Raw genomic sequence first — 15,723 nt, 5'->3', positions numbered from 1 at the left:
AGTGCGCGAAGACTGGGGGTTAGACCAATTTCTTGAGCAGGTCGGCCTTCTTGGCGTCGAACTCTTCCTGCGTGAGGATGCCCTTGGTCTTGAGCTCGCCGAGCTTTTCGAGCGTGGTCATGACGTCGGCAGCGCTCACCACGGCTACCGCGGGCTGGGCCGCGGTAGCCGCAGCGGCAGCGGCCGCGTTGTTGTTCGGGTTCAGCCCCTGCGCCAGGTTCTGCGCCATCACCTGGCCGAGCGCCACGCCAGCCCCCAGGCCCATCGCGTCGCCCGCGATACCGCTGCCCTGACCCGAGCCTTCGGCGAACTTCGGAATCGCCTGCGCGGTCTGGTACTGCATGAATTTGCCCATGTCGTTGCCGACCATGCCCATGCCGATTTTCTGGTCGAGGATTTTCTGCAGTTCTTCGGGCAGCGAGACGTTCTGAACCGTGATGCCTTCGAGCTTGATGCCGATCTTGGCGAACTCGGGCACCAACTGGGTGGCCAGCGCCGTCGCGAACTGGATCTGGTTGGCCGCGAGATCGAGGAACGGCACGCCGCTGGAGGCAATGGCGTTGCTGATGTTCTGCAGCACCAGGCCGCGCAGCTGGCCGTCGAGGTCGGCCACGCTGTAGATGTCGCGCGTGCCCGAGATCTCGGTGTGGAACAGCTTGGCATCGCCGATGCGGAAGCTGTAGTTGCCGAAGGCGCGCAGCCGCACCGCGCCGAAGTCCTTGTCGCGGATCGTGATCGGCTGGGGCGTGCCCCACTTCTGGTCGACTTGCTGGCGCGTGCTGAAGAAGTAGACGTCGCTCTTGAACGGGGACTCGAACAGCTTGTCCCAGTTCTTCAAGTAGGTGAGCACCGGCAGCGTCTGCGTCGTGAGCTTGTACATGCCGGGGCCGAACACGTCGGCCACCTTGCCCTCGTTGACGAACACCGCAACCTGGGACTCGCGCACCGTGAGCGAGGCGCCGTTCTGGATTTCCATCTCGGCCATCGGGAAGCGCCAGGCCAGCGTGCCGTCGCCGGTCTCGGTCCACTGGATGATGTCGATGAACTGCTTCTTGATGAAATCCATCAGGGCCATGGCTTCTCCTCGTCAGGTTGTTCTGGGCGGGGGCATATTGCCACATTGGCGCCGGCCTTCGCCGGCTTTTTGACGGCCGCGCAGGCCGGCCATGCTGGCTATGCCGCCAGGCCCCGGGTCTACAATCGCGCCCCCTACAACAGTGTCGCGGACGCGCCATTCGACGCGCGCCAGCGACAGCCGGAGCCAGTTGCCCATGTCCGATTCCGCCTCGACCATCACTGCCCCCAGCGCCGAAGACAAGCGCACCGAACTGCGCCGCGCCGCGCTCGAGTACCACGAGTTTCCGGTGCCCGGCAAGATCGCCATCGCGGCGACCAAGCAGATGGTGAACCAGCGCGATCTGTCGCTGGCCTACTCGCCCGGTGTGGCGGCGCCCTGCGAGGAGATCGTCAAGGATCCGCTCAACGCCTTCAAGTACACGTCACGGGGCAATCTGGTGGGCGTCATCACCAACGGCACTGCGGTGCTCGGCCTCGGCGACATCGGCCCGCTGGCCTCCAAGCCGGTGATGGAAGGCAAGGGCGTGCTGTTCAAGAAGTTCGCCGGCGTCGATGTGTTCGACATCGAGATCGACGAGAAGGATCCGGTCAAGCTGGTCGAGGTGATCGCCGCGCTGGAGCCGACCTTCGGGGCGATCAACCTCGAGGACATCAAGGCGCCGGACTGCTTCTACGTGGAGCGCGAACTGCGCAAGCGCATGAAGATTCCGGTGTTCCACGACGACCAGCACGGCACGGCCATCACGGTGGCGGCGGCGATGGTCAACGGCCTCAAGGTCGCGGGCAAGGACATCGCCAAGGTGAAGCTCGTCACCTCGGGCGCCGGCGCCGCGGCGCTGGCCTGCCTGAACCTGCTGCTCAAGGTCGGCCTGAAGCGCGAGAACGTCTACGTCACCGATCTGGCCGGCGTGGTTTACGAAGGCCGCGAAGAGCTGATGGACGACGACAAGCGCCAGTACATGCAGAAGACCGACCTGCGCAAGCTGGCCGAAGTGATCGAGGGCGCGGACGTGTTCCTCGGCCTCTCGGCCGGCGGCGTGCTGAAGCCTGCCATGGTGGCGAAGATGGCGGCCAACCCGGTGATCTTTGCACTGGCCAATCCGAATCCCGAGATCGCGCCCGAAGACGCGCACGCGGTGCGCGGCGACATCATCATGGCCACCGGCCGCACCGACTACCCGAACCAGGTCAACAACGTCCTGTGTTTCCCGTACATCTTCCGCGGCGCACTCGATTGCGGCGCCACCACGATCACCGACGAGATGGAAATCGCAGCGGTGCATGCGATTGCCGACCTGGCCCAGGCCGAGCAGAGCGAGCGTGTGGCGGCTGCCTACGTCGGTGAGAAGCTGAGCTTCGGCCCCGAATACCTGATTCCGAAGCCGTTCGATCCGCGGCTCATGATGAAGATCGCGCCGGCCGTGGCCAAGGCCGCCGAAGACAGCGGCGTGGCAACCCGGCCGATCAAGGATCTGGACGCCTACCGCGACCGCCTGCAGAGCTTCGTCTACGCGTCGGGCACGACGATGAAACCCATCTTCGATGCCGCCAAGCGCGCCAGCAAGAAGCGCGTGGCTTTTGCCGAAGGCGAGGAGGAGCGCGTGCTGCGCGCGGTGCAGATCGTGGTCGACGAGGGCGTTGCCCGGCCGACGCTGATCGGCCGCCCGGCCATCATCGCGGCGCGCATCGAAAAGTTCGGCCTGCGCCTGAAGGAAGAGCTCGACTACGACATCGTGAACGTCGAGCAGGATCACCGCTACCGCGATTTCTGGCAGACCTACCACCGCATGACCGAGCGCAAGGGCCAGACCGTGCAAACGGCCAAGATCGAGATGCGGCGCCGCCTGACGCTGATCGGGTCGATGCTGCTGCACAAGGGCGAGGTCGATGGCTTGATCTGCGGCACCTGGGGTACCACCCAGACGCACCTGCACTACATCGACCAGGTGATCGGCAAACGCGCCGGCGGTTGCGAAAGCACGCCGCAGGACGTGCCGGTGTATGCCTGCATGAACGGGCTGCTGCTGCCCGATCGCCAGATCTTCCTGGTCGACACCCATGTCAACTACGACCCGACCCCGGAAGAGTTGGCCGAGATCACCACCATGGCAGCCGAGGAAATGATGCGCTTCGGCCTGAAGCCCAAGGCCGCGCTGCTGTCGCATTCGAACTTCGGCACCAGCGAGCAGCCCAGCGCGATCAAGATGCGCAAGACGCTGGCGCTGCTGCGCGAACAGGCGCCGTGGCTCGAAGTCGACGGCGAAATGCACGGCGACGTGGCGCTCGACGGCAAGCAGCGCGCCGTCGTGATGCCGCACAGCGCGCTGGCGGGCAACGCCAACCTGCTGGTATTCCCGAACATCGACGCGGCCAATATTTCCTACAACCTGCTGAAAACGGCGGCAGGCGGAAATATTGCGATCGGGCCGGTGCTGCTCGGTGCGGCCAAACCTGTGCATATTCTCACCGCCAGTGCAACAGTTCGCCGCATCGTGAACATGACGGCACTCACCGTTGCGGATGCCAACGCCGAGCGCTGAGCGTTTTCCCGACAGCAATCGCTAACTTCGTTGCGAGGGGATCGCCCTCTTCGCCCTGCCCATTCCTTGGGCAGGCGCTTGCTATTTGGGCAAGGCTGGTGCACACTCACGGGCTTGAATTTGCGGGTTAACCCCAAGGTTGATCCCTGATTCGGCTCCGCTCTTTTTCCTTCTGGTGCTCCATGGTGGCTAACGCCCCGAACACGTCCCCTTTTTCCAGTTTTGCGCTCACCGGCTTGCTGCTGTTGGCGTTGAGCACCGGAGTTCAGGCTCGTGAGTGGTTCGGCACCAAAGCCGGGCAGCCGGTTCGGGAATCGATTGCGTTGACCGAACTGCCGATGCAAGGGCAGAAAACCTACGCGACCATTTTGAACGGTGGTTCCTTCCGACATGAAAAAGACGGCTCGGTGTTCGGCAACCGCGAACAACTGCTGCCGCGGGAACGGCGTGGCCACTACCGTGAATACACGGTCGATACCCCCGGTTCGCGTGATCGCGGTGCGCGGCGCATCGTCTGTGGGGGCGAGCGCACGACACCGGTGGCCTGCTGGTATACGGCCGACCACTACGCCAGCTTTCGGCGGATCGTGCCATGAGCAGCGATGAACTCGATTGGAGCGGCGCCCCGAAGCGCCTGGAAAAAATGACGACGACAACCATGGAAAGACCAGCGGAGATGACCTTATCCCTTCGTGCCGTGCGACCGAACATCGTGCAGTCGATTCGCGCCTTCCGCGTGAGCGACCTGCAGGAAGCGGCGCATTCGGCGGGCCAGCACTTTCTGTATGCCAATCTGGGCAACGCCCAGACCAAGCAGGACGTGCTCGACCTGATCGCCCAGCAGTTCACCTTTCCGGCGCATTTCGGCAAGAACTTCGATGCGCTGTACGACTGCATGACCGACCCGTTGCACAAATCGGGCCCGCAGCCCGGCTTCGTGATCGTGCTCGAGCAGATCCCGGCCAATGCCAAGTTCGACAAGGAAGCCCGCGAGCAGCTGCTCGACATCTTCCGCGACGCCTCTGACTACTGGGGGGACCGGAAGATACCGTTCAGGTGCTTCTATTCTTTTCTGTAGCCCGTTCTGCACACACCAGCCAAGCAGAACGGGCGAACGAGGCTTCGCAGGGCACCAACGTGCTCCCGGGTATCGACTTGAACGCCGATCCCAACGCCGAGAAAATGCCGACCGACAAATTGGTCGACGTCTCGCCACTGGCGCTGCGCATGAGCAGCCCTTTCAATGCCGGCTACTGGCTGGCTGCCGCGTAGCTGTTGCTCGGGGGCTGTTGCTCGCCCCCAGGCTGCGCGGCACTTCGTGTCCGCTTCGCCTACCCCCTACCGGGGGCAACACCAGCGGACTGGCTGAGCCAGATCCGCGGTGTTTCACGAACAAAAAAGTGCCTCGCAATGCGAGGCATTTTTTTATGGGGTCACGGCGGGTGGAACGGCTTGTGCCAGGGCCACGTATTCGGCCACCGGCACCTCCTCGGCGCGCCGCTGCACGTCGAAGCGGCCGGCAAAGCCGTGCGTCTCCAGCCATTTGCCCAGCGTGTGCCGCATGATCTTGCGGCGCTGGCTGAAGGCGACCTGCACGATCTCGCCCAGGCGCGCCGCATCGACCACCGGCGGCTCGGCCAACGGCACCATGCGCACCACGGCACTGTCGACCCGCGGCGGCGGCTCGAAGCTCTCGGGCGGCACGAACAGCACGTTCTCCATCGCATAGCGCCACTGCAGCATCACGCTGAGCCGGCTGTAGTCGGAGGTGGCGGGGCGCGCCACCATGCGGTCGATCACTTCCTTCTGCAGCATGAAGTGCTGGTCGGCGATGAGGTGCGCAGAGCCGAGCAGGTGAAAGAGGATCGGCGTCGAGATGTTGTAGGGCAGGTTGCCCACCACGCGCAACGGGGCCGGCGCCTTCTGTGCCGCCAGTGCTGCAAAGTCGACCCTGAGCACGTCGGACTCGATCACCTCCAATTGCGGATGGGCGCGCAGGCGCGCCGCCAGGTCGCGGTCGAGTTCGATCACGGTGAGGTGGCCTAGCCGTTCGACCAGCGGCTGCGTGAGTGCGGCCAGCCCGGGCCCGATCTCGACCATCGCATCGCCCGGCTGCGGCGCTATCGCCTGCACGATCGCGTCGATGATGCCGCCGTCGGACAGGAAATGCTGGCCGAAGCGCTTGCGCGCGATGTGCTTCAAGACTGCGGCGGTTCGCGAAACTCGACATACGCGCGGGCGCGGACTTCCTGCGACCAGGTGTCGAAGGCTTCGTCAAGACGCTTCTCGCGCAGCACGTTGCGCGCGGCTTCGCGTTGTTCGGCTGGCGTGAGCTTGTTTTCGCGCCGGCCTTCGACCTGGATCAGGTGCACGCCAAAACGCGACACCACCGGATCGCTGATCTGGCCCGGCGCAAGGCGGTTCATGGCCTCCTCGAACTCGGGCACGAACTGGCCCGAACGCGACCAGCCTATTTCGCCGCCATCCTTGGCGCTGGCGTCCTGCGAGTTGTCGCGTGCCAGCCCGGCAAAGTCGGCCGTGCCGCCCTGGATGCGGCGCTTGAAGTCCGCCAGCCTGGCCACCGCCTGCTCGGTGGTGAGGCGGGCATCGGTGCGCAGCAGGATGTGGCGCACCTGGGTTTGCGTGACGGTGGCATCCGACGCGCCGGCCTGTACCTTGGCCAGCACCTTGAGCACATGGAAGCCGGCACCCGAGCGCACCGGCCCGGCCACGCCGTTCACCGGGGTCGACGCCGTCGCTTCGACGAACAGGGGCGGGTAGCGTTCGGCGTTGCGCAATCCCAGCGCACCGCCGTTGGCCTTGTCGGGCGAGTCGGACAGTTCGGTGGCGAGCTTGGCGAAATCCTCGCCGCTGCGCGCACGTTGCGCGATGCCCTGGGCCTTTTGCTGCAGCGTGGCGACCTGAGCGTCGCTGGCGCCTTCGGGCACCGCCACCATGATCTGCGCGATGTTGATGTCGGGTGCCAGCGCGGCATTGGGCGAGGTGCGCTGGTCGCGCAGGAACTGCTCGACTTCGAGGTCGCTGATCTTCACGCGTGGCTCCACCTCGCGCTCGCGCAAACGCGTGAGCAGCAGCTGGTTGCGCAGGTCGCGGCGGAACTCCACCTGCGTGAGGCCTTCGGCCGCCACGCGCTTGCGCAACTCTTCCACCGTGAGCTGGTTCTGCCGCGCCACGGTCTGCTCGGCCTGATCGACCGCCACGTCATCGACCTTGATGTTCTGTTCCTTGGCAACCTGCAACTGGGCGCGTTCGCCGATCAAGCGTTCGAGCACCAGCGAATTCAGTTCAGGGCGCGGGATCTTGCCGGCCTCGGCCGGGTTCTGCTCGATGATGCGCGCCACCCGCTGCTGCACGTCGGAATTGGTGATCGGTTCGGAGTTGACCAACGCCACGATGTACTCGGCGGCACGTTGCGTCGTCGGCGCTGCGGGCGCACGTGGCGCCGGCGGCACCGCGCCGAAACGCTGGGGCGCCCGCATGATGTCGGTGATGCCGCGGCTGGCGGTGCTCGCGGTGCTGGGGCGGGTGCCTTGCGCCTGCGCGCCGGACGCCGCGGCCAGTGCCGCAATGACGGCCAGGGTGAGGGTGGAGCGAAGGTGTTTCATGGCGAAGATGCTCAGTCGTAATTGGTGAAGCGGCTGGGGCCGGGAACCGGCTGGCGCAGCGGCGTGTAGCGCGGGATGTTGGTTCGCAAGGTCTGCATCGGGCTGGAACCGACGCTCGAAAAGCCGACGAACTCAAGCTGGAACATGATGCGCTTGTTGGCTGTGACCTGGCCGGTGGTCAGACGTTCCAGCACGACGCGCGCGATGTAGCAGCAGCCGTCGTATTCGAGGCCGACCACGGCGTCGGTCAGCTTGCGGTCGATCATGCTGTAGTTGAGCCGGCCCACCGAGTACCAACGCCCGCCGCCCTGGCCCTTGCCGGGGCCGAGGTCCTTGCCCTTGTCGCCCCACAGGTCGTTCAGCGGCCACTGCCAGCCGATATCGATGGACTTGTTGCCGTCGCCCGCGCCCACGCTCGAATCGGCCTGGAAGCGGTAGGCCGCGCTGATGGTGCGGTACGGTCCGGGGCTGTAGCGCACACCGACGGTGTTGCGCGTCGAGGTCTGGGTGTCGGGGTTGTACTGAATCGTCGTGTCGACACTCCACTTCGGCGTCCAGTTGATCTGGGCGCCGAGCAGCAAGTCGCTGACCCGGTCGGTCACCGGCGCGACGCCGGGCAACTGGACTTTCTGATCGGCGAACCGGAGCCGCTGCGCGATGCCGAAGCGCGCCGCCTCGGCGCCGGTATCCGGATCGATCAGGCGCGAGGTGACGCCCAGCGTGAGCAGGTTGTTGTCGGCAATGCGGTCGTTGCCCGAGAACGCGTTTTCGGTGTAGATCGTGGCGAAGTTGAAGTCGTTCGCCGCGGTGTCGTACACCGGAATGACGCTCTGGTTGCGGTAGGGCGTGTAGACGTAGAACGCGCGCGGCTCGAGGGTCTGGCGGAACGAGCGGCCGAAGAAGCTCGCGTCGCGCTCGAAGATCAGGCCGCTGTCGAGGCTGAAGGTCGGCACAGTGCTGCTGGCCGAGCTGGCACCGGTGGAAAGCGGCGCATCGAACTGGTAGGCGCGGGTGTGCAGCTGGAGCTTCGGAATGATGAAGGTGCCGGGCGTCAGGAATGGCCGGCTGATCGCCGCCAGCGCGTAGACCCGCTCGGCGTTGGGCTGGAGTTGCACCGACGGGTCGCCACTGAAGCGCGTGTAGTCGGTGTTCAGCGTGATGTCGAAGCCGTTCCAGTCGTACTTGTTGTAGTTGGCGGTGATCTGCGGCAACCGGTCGTAGGGCGGCGTGATCGGCGACAGGTCGTATTTGAGCGTCTGGTACTGCAAGGCGCGCGCCTGGCCGCTCCAGTCGCCCTTGCTCCAGTTGAGCGAGGCCTCGCTCGCGAGCAGGCGCTGGGTGAGCGACGGCGTGCGCGTGAAGTCGCGCCAGTAGTCGTCATCGCTCACACGGTTGAGGCTGAGCGAAGCGCTCAGCGAATCGAGGCCGAAAGGCTTGGGGTCGAAGGTCTGCGAGTGGTGGCCCCAGATGCCCCAGCGATCGCGGCTGCGCAGCGTATCGCTCGGCATGTAGTCGAGCCGGATCTCGCCGCTGTAGCCTTTTTCGAGATAGCGGAAATCGTTGCTCAGGTTCACGCCGCGCTTGCTCATCACCGTCGGGGTGAAGGTGGCATCGCGGTTCGGCGCGATGTTCCAGTAGTACGGCTGCGTGACCTCGATGCCGTTGATGTTGTCGACACCGATCGTCGGCGGCAGGAAGCCGCTCTTGCGCGCGCTGCTGAGCGGAAAGCTCAGGCTCGGGAAGGGAGGTGTGCGCAGGCCCATGAAAGAGAGCTGCGCGTTCTCGGCCACGCCGACGTTTTCTTCGGTGTCGGTGGTGAGCCTGGTCGCGCTCAGCATCCAGGCCGGCACCCAGCCCGGGAAGTCTTCGCGCCGGCAGGTGGTGTAGGTGGCCTGCCGCGCAATCGAGCGGGACTCGTCGACGAAGTCGATACGCTGCGCATCGCCATGACCGCCAGTGGCGAGAAAGCGGTAGCGCACATTGTTGAAGAAGCCTTCGAAGCTCTCGACCTTGAGTTCGAGTTCCGGCCCCTCGTACACATTGCCGGCCTGGTTCACGCGCACGTTGCCGGTGGCCTTGGCAAGGTCGCCGGGCTGGTCGTATTCGAGCCGGTCGGCGTTGATCACGGTGTCGCCGCGGCGCAGCGAAGCATTGCCGGTGACCACGGTTTCCAGATCGGGCCGGCCCGTGATCTTGTCGCCGGTGATGAAGCTCGACTGCTCGCCGCGCATCGCTTTCGGCAGCGTTTCCAGCAGTTGAGGGGTGCGTTTGAGCGTCAGCGGCGCATCGAAGTCTGCGCCCTGCGCTGCGGCGCCATGGGCATGCAGCAACGCGAGCGAAAGCACAGCCAGCGGCAGCGGAGGGCGGCACCGGCGCCGGGTGGCGCGGGTCAGATCAGGCATCGGCACAGGCAACAAGATGGTCGGGCAAGAGCGGCGCAGCGCGGCCGGAGGGGGCGAGGGGTCGGCCGGAGCCGTCTCGCATTTGTAGAATCGATTATCCATGACAGCACCCCCGCCACCGGCCACCGGCCCCGCCCCGCCCATCTCCTGGAGCGACCCGGCCCGCGCCGTGGCGTTTGAACGCTGGCTCGCGGCCATCGCGCCGGCCCAGCGGCTGCTGCCCGAATCGGTGCGGCTGGCTTCGGCCGACGCCAGCTTCCGGCGCTATTTTCGCGTTGACAGCAGAGATGGCGCGGTCGGCACCCGGATCGTGATGGACGCGCCTCCCGACAAGGAAAACAGCGCCCCCTTTGTCCAGGTCGCGCAATTGATGGCCGGGGCGGGCGTCAAGGCCCCGCAGGTGCTCGATTGGCACCAGGCCGACGGCTTCCTGCTGCTCGACGACCTCGGCACCCGGACCCTGCTCGATGTGATCGACCCGGCCCGGCCCGAGGCGAACCTGCCGCACTACGTGCAGGCGATCGACGCGCTCATCCACTGGCAGCTCGCGTCAAAGCCCGGCGTGCTGCCGCCCTACGACCGGGCGCTGCTGGAACGTGAGCTGTCGCTGTTCCCGCAGTGGTATCTGGGCGCGTACCGCGGTGTCGCGGTCGAAGGCATGCTGAAGGAGCGGCTCGACCGGGCTTTCCGTCAGATCGTCGAAACCAACCTCGCGTCGGCCAGCGTGTATGTCCACCGCGACTACATGCCGCGCAACCTGATGGTCGGCGCCGACGGCGGGCTCGGTGTGCTCGACTTCCAGGATGCGACCTATGGCCCGATCAGCTACGACATTGCCAGCCTGCTGCGCGACGCCTTCCTGAGCTGGGATGAGGAGTTCGTGCTCGACGTCACCGTGCGTTACTGGGAGGCGGCCCGCCGTGCGAAGCTGCCGGTGGACGACGACTTCGGCAGCTTCTACCGTGCGGTTGAATGGATGGGCCTGCAGCGCCATCTGAAGGTGGCCGGCATCTTCGCGCGGCTGACGCTGCGCGACGGCAAGCCCAGGTACCTGGCCGACACGCCGCGCTTCATCCGCTACATCCGCACCACCGCCGCGCGCTATACGCAGCTCACGCCGCTGCTGCGCGTGATCGACGAAGTCGAAGGCACTGCCGACGCAACCGGTTTCGCATTCGGTCGGGTCTGATCCGCCGATGCCACGCTTTCACTGTTCCGTCCCGCTGTCGGCCGGCGTCGCGCTGACGCTGCCGCCGGGTGCGGCGCGTCACGTGCAGGTGCTGCGGCTGCAGCCTGGCAACGAGATCACGCTGTTCGATGGCGCTGGCGGCGAATACGCTGCGACAGTCGAACGCATGGGCCGCAGCGAGGTCACGGTGCAGGTCGGGGCCCACGACTCGGTCGAGCGCGAGGCACCGCGGGCGGTGCAGCTCGCGGTCGGCATGCCGACCAACGAGCGCATGGACTGGCTGGTCGAAAAAGCCACCGAACTCGGCGCGGCTGTGATCCAGCCGCTGGTGACCGCGCACGGGGTGTTGCGGCTCTCGGGCGAGCGCGCGGACAAGAAGGTCGCGCACTGGCAGGCGGTGGCCATCGCTTCGTGCGAGCAATGTGGCCGCAACCGCGTTCCGCAGGTGCTGCCGGTGCGCTCGCTGAACGAATGGCTCGGCGCACTGCCGAACGCCGATGCCGGGGAAGCGCGCAGCGTGCTGAGTTTCGCGCCGGGCGCGCGCGCCGCATCGGCGCTGGCCGCCGCCGGATCGCAACTACGCTTCACGGTGCTCAGCGGCCCCGAGGGCGGCCTCAGTGCCAGCGAAGAAGAAGCAGCGCTGCGCAGCGGCTTCGCGCCGCTCACGCTCGGCCCGCGCGTGCTCCGCGCCGAGACGGCCGCCCTCGCCGCCCTGGTCGCCCTCGCCGGTTAGCCGGCTCGCCCGGCGCGGGGCCGGCTGCTTGGGCGAGCGAGCCCGTGAACGACCGCGTCGAACACCAGCAGTGCGGGATCGTGGGCAGATGACGACGGGTGTTAGAAAAACTCACAGCTCGCTAGATTAAAGAAGAGCAGCCCAGGCCGGAAACCGAAAGAATGTCGGCTTGCTGTCCAACTCCGCACACGCCATGCCGCACGCCCTCCGCCCCCGCCTTGCCACCCTTGCCGCCGCAGCCGCGCTGATGGCGGCCGCCGCCGCGCATGCCCAGAGCTTCAACGCAGTGGCACCGACGCCCACGCAGGTCAAGCCCGGCATCGACCAGGCCTACACGCAGTTGATGGCGTCGCCGGCCATCCTGAAGCTGCTCGACGCGGTCAAGGCCGACCACGACCGCTCGGTCGAAGACCTGAAGATGCTGACCGAGATCGAAGCGCCGCCGTTCAAGGAACAGAAGCGCGCCGAAGCGTTTCTGGCACGCATGAAAGCGCTCGGCTTGGCCGACGCGAAGATCGATGCCGAGGGCAACGTGGTCGGGCTGCGCAAGGGAACGGGCAACGGGCCGAAGCTCCTGGTTTCGGCGCACCTGGACACCGTGTTCCCGGCCGGCACCGACGTTAAGGTGAAGGAGCGCGACGGCAAGCTCTACGCGCCCGGCATCTCGGACGACACGCGGGCGCTCAGCGTGCTGTTGTCGTGGCTCAAGGTGCTGAACGACAACAAGGTGCAGACGGTTGGCGACCTGCTGTTCGTGGGCAACGTGGGCGAGGAAGAGCTCGGTAACCTGCGCGGCATGAAGGCGCTGTTCCGCGACCAGCTCGACATCGACGGCATGGTCGGCCTGGAGCCGGCACCGGAGGGCAGCGTGCTGATCCTCGGCACCGGCAGCCACCGCTACGAGTTCACCTTCAAGGGCCCCGGCGGGCACAGCTACGGTGCCTTCGGCCAGGTGCCGAGCGCGATCCACGGCATGGGCCGCGCGATCGCCAAGGTCGCCGACATCAAGACACCGAGTTTCCCCAAGACCACCTTCACGGTCGGCACGGTCGGCGGCGGCACCTCGGTCAACACCATCGCGCCCGACGCGCGCATGACGGTGGACATCCGCTCCGACGCGATGGAACCACTGCTTGAGACCGAAAAGAAGATCCTCTCCGCGGTCGACGAGGCCGTGGCCGAAGAGAACAAGCGCTGGGGCGTCACCACGCTGGCGGTGTCGAACAAGCTCATCGGCGACCGGCCGGGCGGCCGCACTCCGGCCGATTCGGTGCTGGTCGAGGCGGCCATCCGCGCGAACACCGCGTTCGGCCACAAGACGCTGCTCTCGGGCGCGAGCACCGACGCCAATGTGCCGATGGCACTGGGCATCCCGGCCATCATCATCGGCGGCGGCGGCAAGACGGGCGGATTCCATTCGTTGAGCGAGTGGATCGACGTGACAGACGGCTGGAAAGGCGCGCAGAATTCGCTGGTGACGGTGTTGGGGCTGGTGGGGGTTCAGGGCGTGAGCGAACCATTGCTGCAAAAGCGGCCACCGCGCGCCGCGGCCGTGAAGTAATACTTCACGCCAAGACGCCGAAGTTACGACACCGCCGCATTCCGGGCACGCGGCATTCGACAGTGCATGCAGTCTGTCACACACCAAGCGCACTTCGGCGCACAACCAGCAGGGAAACATCATGGGATTGCTCGATTCGGTACTCGGACAAGTGCTCGGCGGCGGCGCACAGCAGCAGCCGGGCGGGGGGCTAGGGGGCCTCGGCGATCTCGGCGGTTTGGCCGGCGCACTCGGCGGACTGCTCGCGAACAACGGCGAGCAGGGCGGGCTCGGCGGGCTGGTCACGAAGTTCGAGCAGGCCGGCATGGGCGACGTGATCGGTTCGTGGATCGGCAAAGGCGAGAACGCGCCGGTCTCGGGCAATCAGCTGAACGACGTCCTCGGCAGCGACACCATCGCGTCCATCGCCAGCAAGCTGGGCATCAATGCCCAGACGCTGCTGCCGATGCTGGCGACGATGTTGCCGGCATTGATCGATCACCTGACTCCGAATGGCAAGGTGCCGGAGCAGGGGGTCGGCAACCACGACGATCTGCTGGCATCGCTCAGCGGCTTGCTGCAAAAGGGCTGACGCCCGTCGCGGAGCCGGCGCCCGCGGGCAACAATGCCGCCATGAACCGCAACCTCTGGCTGCTGGCGATCTGCCAGGGACTCTTTCTCACCAACAACGTCACCTTCATCGCCATCAACGGCCTGGTCGGGCTGAGCCTGGCGCCGCGCGGCTGGATGGCAACCCTGCCGGTCATGGGCTACGTGCTCGGCGGCGCCCTCTCCACCGGGATCGTGGCGCGCACGCAGCGCCGCTTCGGCCGGCGCGGCTCGTTCCAGACCGGGCTGGCCGTGGCGTTCGGCTCGGCGCTGCTGTGCGGCTACGCAGCCTATTCGAAGAACTTCTGGCTGCTGACGCTGGCCACGCTGGTGGCCGGCTACTACAGCGCCAACGCCAGCCTCTACCGCTTCGCCGCAGCCGAGCTCGCGGCACCGGCCTGGCGCGAGAAGGCGGTGTCGCTGGTGATGGCCGGTGGACTGATCGGCGCGGTGATCGGGCCCAACCTGGCTTCGGCCACGCGCGGGTTGTTCGAGGTGCAGTTCGTCGGCGCCTACCTTGCACTCGCCATCGTGGCGCTGCTGTCGATGGCGCTGCTGGCCTTCATCGATTTTCCGCCGGCCCTCACGAAACAGCAGGCCGCCGGTGGCCGGCCGCTCGGCCAGATCATGCGGCAGCCGGTGTTCATCGTTGCCGCGGCGGCCGGCTCGCTTGGCTTCGGCGTGATGAACCTGCTGATGGCCGCCACGCCAATCGCCATGCAGATCTGCAGCCTGCCGTTCCCGGACATCGCACTGGTGCTCGAGTGGCACGTGATCGGCATGTTCGCGCCGGGCTTCTTCACCGGCCACCTGATCCGGCGCTTCGGCGCGCTGCCGGTGATGGGCGTGGGATTGCTGCTGAACCTCGGCTGCATCGCGGTGGCGCTGTCGGGCGTCGAGTTGCACCAGTTCCTGATCGCGCTGGCCCTGCTCGGCGTGGGCTGGAATTTTTTGTTCACCGGTGCGACCACGCTGTCGCTCACGGCCTATGCGCCGGAAGAGAAAGACCGGGCCCAGGGCGCGCTGAACTTCTGCATCTTCGCCACGCTCGCCGTGACCTCGTTCGCATCGGGCGTGCTGGTCACCACGCAGGGCTGGCGCCTGCTGAACTTCGGGTCGCTGTTGCCGGTGGCGCTGACGGGTGCAGCCTTGCTGTGGCTCTCCGTCATCCAGCGGCGCACCGCACGCGCAGCCGCCTAGAAGCGCTGTTCGAGCCAGCCACGGAGCGCGGCGAACACCGGCTCTGCATGCAGCTCGTTGAAGATCTCGTGGAACAGCTTGTCGAAGCAGGTTGCGCTCACGACGCCGGCCGGCGCGGCGTGCGCAAAGGCGGCGCTCGCGGCCGGCCGCACGAGCTTGTCGTCGCCCGCGTAGAGCAGCAGCGTCGGCACCTTCCAGCGCGACGCCGCCGCCTGCACCACGACGCCTTCTTCCGACAGGAAGCGCGCCAGCCGGCCGCAGATGCGGTCGTGGTTGAGCGGGTCGTCGCGGTAGGCCTGCACCACAGCCGGGTCGTGCGAGATGTCGTTGCTGTCGATGCCGTTGCCGACGCGCATGTCCGGCGCGATGCGCGGCAGCACCGCGATCAGCATCTTCTGCACCGCGTCGAGGCCCGGGTCGAGCCCCGGTGAGGACAACACCAGGCCTTCGACCGGCCGCACGCCGCGCGTGACGAAGCTGGATGCAACCAGGCCGCCGAGGCTGTGGCCAAACAAGATCAACGGCACCTCGGGGCAGGCACGGCGCGTCTCGTCGACCACCGCTGCCAGGTCGTCGATCAACCGCAGCGTGCTCGGCAAGCCGCCCCGCACGCCGCTCGACTGGCCATGACCGTAGTGATCGTGCGCCCGCACCGCGAAACCCCAGCTGTTGAGCCGTTGCGCCACGTGCTCATAGCGGCCCATGTGTTCGCCGAGGCCATGCAGAAGCTGCACGGCCGCGCGCGGCGCCGCACCCTCGACCGTCCACTCGCGCAACGCGAGCGTCTCGCCGTCGGGCTGCTTCAAT

13 protein-coding genes are annotated in these 15,723 nt (G+C 66.5%); 8 read left to right on the top strand and 5 right to left on the bottom strand.

Going from position 1 to position 15,723, the window contains the following annotated elements; translation table 11 throughout:
• Positions 1 to 19: 19 nt before the first annotated feature.
• Positions 20 to 1,075, bottom strand: coding sequence for an SPFH domain-containing protein (locus tag ACSFA8_RS07330; protein WP_435478834.1), 1,056 nt, complete (start codon positions 1,073 to 1,075; stop codon positions 20 to 22).
• A 196-nt stretch (positions 1,076 to 1,271) separates the two neighbouring features.
• Between ACSFA8_RS07330 and ACSFA8_RS07325 the strand changes: the two genes are divergently transcribed.
• The 3 genes from ACSFA8_RS07325 (at position 1,272) to ACSFA8_RS07315 (ending at position 4,695) form a co-directional block, all read left to right on the top strand.
• Positions 1,272 to 3,617 carry an NADP-dependent malic enzyme gene (locus ACSFA8_RS07325; protein WP_435478833.1) on the top strand — a complete coding sequence of 782 codons (2,346 nt, stop codon included), beginning with the start codon at positions 1,272 to 1,274 and terminating at the stop codon, positions 3,615 to 3,617.
• A 182-nt stretch (positions 3,618 to 3,799) separates the two neighbouring features.
• Positions 3,800 to 4,213: a guanyl-specific ribonuclease gene (locus ACSFA8_RS07320; RefSeq protein ID WP_435478832.1), complete on the top strand. Its 414-nt coding sequence runs from the start codon at positions 3,800 to 3,802 to the stop codon at positions 4,211 to 4,213.
• Positions 4,214 to 4,275: 62 nt separating this feature from the next.
• On the top strand, positions 4,276 to 4,695 hold the full coding sequence (locus ACSFA8_RS07315) for a barstar family protein (protein ID WP_435479206.1): 420 nt from the start codon (positions 4,276 to 4,278) through the stop codon (positions 4,693 to 4,695).
• A gap of 347 nt (positions 4,696 to 5,042) precedes the next feature.
• On the opposite strand, the gene rsmA is transcribed toward ACSFA8_RS07315, so the two are convergent.
• The 3 genes from rsmA to ACSFA8_RS07300 are packed head-to-tail and all read right to left on the bottom strand — an operon-like array spanning position 5,043 to position 9,645.
• Positions 5,043 to 5,819 (bottom strand): 16S rRNA (adenine(1518)-N(6)/adenine(1519)-N(6))-dimethyltransferase RsmA, encoded by a 777-nt coding sequence (gene rsmA / locus ACSFA8_RS07310; protein ID WP_435478831.1) that lies wholly within the window; start codon positions 5,817 to 5,819, stop codon positions 5,043 to 5,045.
• Complete coding sequence (locus ACSFA8_RS07305) at positions 5,816 to 7,243, bottom strand: peptidylprolyl isomerase (RefSeq protein WP_435478830.1); 1,428 nt, start codon at positions 7,241 to 7,243, stop codon at positions 5,816 to 5,818. Before ACSFA8_RS07305 ends, rsmA begins: the two co-directional genes overlap by 4 nt.
• A gap of 11 nt (positions 7,244 to 7,254) precedes the next feature.
• On the bottom strand, positions 7,255 to 9,645 hold the full coding sequence (locus ACSFA8_RS07300) for an LPS-assembly protein LptD (protein ID WP_435478829.1): 2,391 nt from the start codon (positions 9,643 to 9,645) through the stop codon (positions 7,255 to 7,257).
• 100 nt (positions 9,646 to 9,745) lie between these two features.
• Between ACSFA8_RS07300 and ACSFA8_RS07295 the strand changes: the two genes are divergently transcribed.
• The 5 genes from ACSFA8_RS07295 (at position 9,746) to ACSFA8_RS07275 (ending at position 14,916) form a co-directional block, all read left to right on the top strand.
• Positions 9,746 to 10,834, top strand: a complete 1,089-nt coding sequence (locus ACSFA8_RS07295; RefSeq protein WP_435478828.1) for an aminoglycoside phosphotransferase family protein — start codon at positions 9,746 to 9,748, stop codon at positions 10,832 to 10,834.
• 7 nt (positions 10,835 to 10,841) lie between these two features.
• Positions 10,842 to 11,567, top strand: a complete 726-nt coding sequence (locus ACSFA8_RS07290; RefSeq protein ID WP_435478827.1) for a 16S rRNA (uracil(1498)-N(3))-methyltransferase — start codon at positions 10,842 to 10,844, stop codon at positions 11,565 to 11,567.
• Between the two features lie 193 nt (positions 11,568 to 11,760).
• Positions 11,761 to 13,128 carry a M20/M25/M40 family metallo-hydrolase gene (locus ACSFA8_RS07285; RefSeq protein WP_435479205.1) on the top strand — a complete coding sequence of 456 codons (1,368 nt, stop codon included), beginning with the start codon at positions 11,761 to 11,763 and terminating at the stop codon, positions 13,126 to 13,128.
• A 121-nt stretch (positions 13,129 to 13,249) separates the two neighbouring features.
• Positions 13,250 to 13,699 carry a YidB family protein gene (locus tag ACSFA8_RS07280; RefSeq protein WP_475544484.1) on the top strand — a complete coding sequence of 150 codons (450 nt, stop codon included), beginning with the start codon at positions 13,250 to 13,252 and terminating at the stop codon, positions 13,697 to 13,699.
• 41 nt (positions 13,700 to 13,740) lie between these two features.
• Positions 13,741 to 14,916: an MFS transporter gene (locus tag ACSFA8_RS07275; RefSeq protein WP_435478826.1), complete on the top strand. Its 1,176-nt coding sequence runs from the start codon at positions 13,741 to 13,743 to the stop codon at positions 14,914 to 14,916.
• On the opposite strand, the gene ACSFA8_RS07270 is transcribed toward ACSFA8_RS07275, so the two are convergent.
• A complete protein-coding gene (locus tag ACSFA8_RS07270; protein ID WP_435478825.1) occupies positions 14,913 to 15,722 on the bottom strand; it encodes an alpha/beta hydrolase in 810 nt (269 codons plus the stop codon). The genes ACSFA8_RS07275 and ACSFA8_RS07270 overlap by 4 nt on opposite strands.
• Position 15,723 lies beyond the last annotated feature (1 nt).

The sequence above is a fragment of the Variovorax nitratireducens genome, assembly GCF_051216545.1.
Lineage (GTDB): Bacteria > Pseudomonadota > Gammaproteobacteria > Burkholderiales > Burkholderiaceae_C > Variovorax.
The sequence above is the reverse complement of the archived record's forward strand: the minus strand, read 5'-3'. Positions and strand labels throughout refer to the sequence as shown.

What these genes read in the sequence shown, in the direction of transcription:
- ACSFA8_RS07290 (WP_435478827.1), top strand. Translation starts at nt 10,842, where the DNA reads ATGCCACGCTTTCACTGTTCCGTCCCGCTGTCGGCCGGCGTCGCGCTG.
- ACSFA8_RS07315 (WP_435479206.1), top strand. Translation starts at nt 4,276, where the DNA reads ATGGAAAGACCAGCGGAGATGACCTTATCCCTTCGTGCCGTGCGACCG.
- ACSFA8_RS07275 (WP_435478826.1), top strand. Translation starts at nt 13,741, where the DNA reads ATGAACCGCAACCTCTGGCTGCTGGCGATCTGCCAGGGACTCTTTCTC.
- ACSFA8_RS07295 (WP_435478828.1), top strand. Translation starts at nt 9,746, where the DNA reads ATGACAGCACCCCCGCCACCGGCCACCGGCCCCGCCCCGCCCATCTCC.
- ACSFA8_RS07285 (WP_435479205.1), top strand. Translation starts at nt 11,761, where the DNA reads ATGCCGCACGCCCTCCGCCCCCGCCTTGCCACCCTTGCCGCCGCAGCC.
- ACSFA8_RS07280 (WP_475544484.1), top strand. Translation starts at nt 13,250, where the DNA reads ATGGGATTGCTCGATTCGGTACTCGGACAAGTGCTCGGCGGCGGCGCA.
- ACSFA8_RS07330 (WP_435478834.1), bottom strand. Translation starts at nt 1,075, where the DNA reads ATGGCCCTGATGGATTTCATCAAGAAGCAGTTCATCGACATCATCCAG.
- ACSFA8_RS07305 (WP_435478830.1), bottom strand. Translation starts at nt 7,243, where the DNA reads ATGAAACACCTTCGCTCCACCCTCACCCTGGCCGTCATTGCGGCACTG.
- ACSFA8_RS07325 (WP_435478833.1), top strand. Translation starts at nt 1,272, where the DNA reads ATGTCCGATTCCGCCTCGACCATCACTGCCCCCAGCGCCGAAGACAAG.
- ACSFA8_RS07320 (WP_435478832.1), top strand. Translation starts at nt 3,800, where the DNA reads ATGGTGGCTAACGCCCCGAACACGTCCCCTTTTTCCAGTTTTGCGCTC.
- ACSFA8_RS07300 (WP_435478829.1), bottom strand. Translation starts at nt 9,645, where the DNA reads ATGCCTGATCTGACCCGCGCCACCCGGCGCCGGTGCCGCCCTCCGCTG.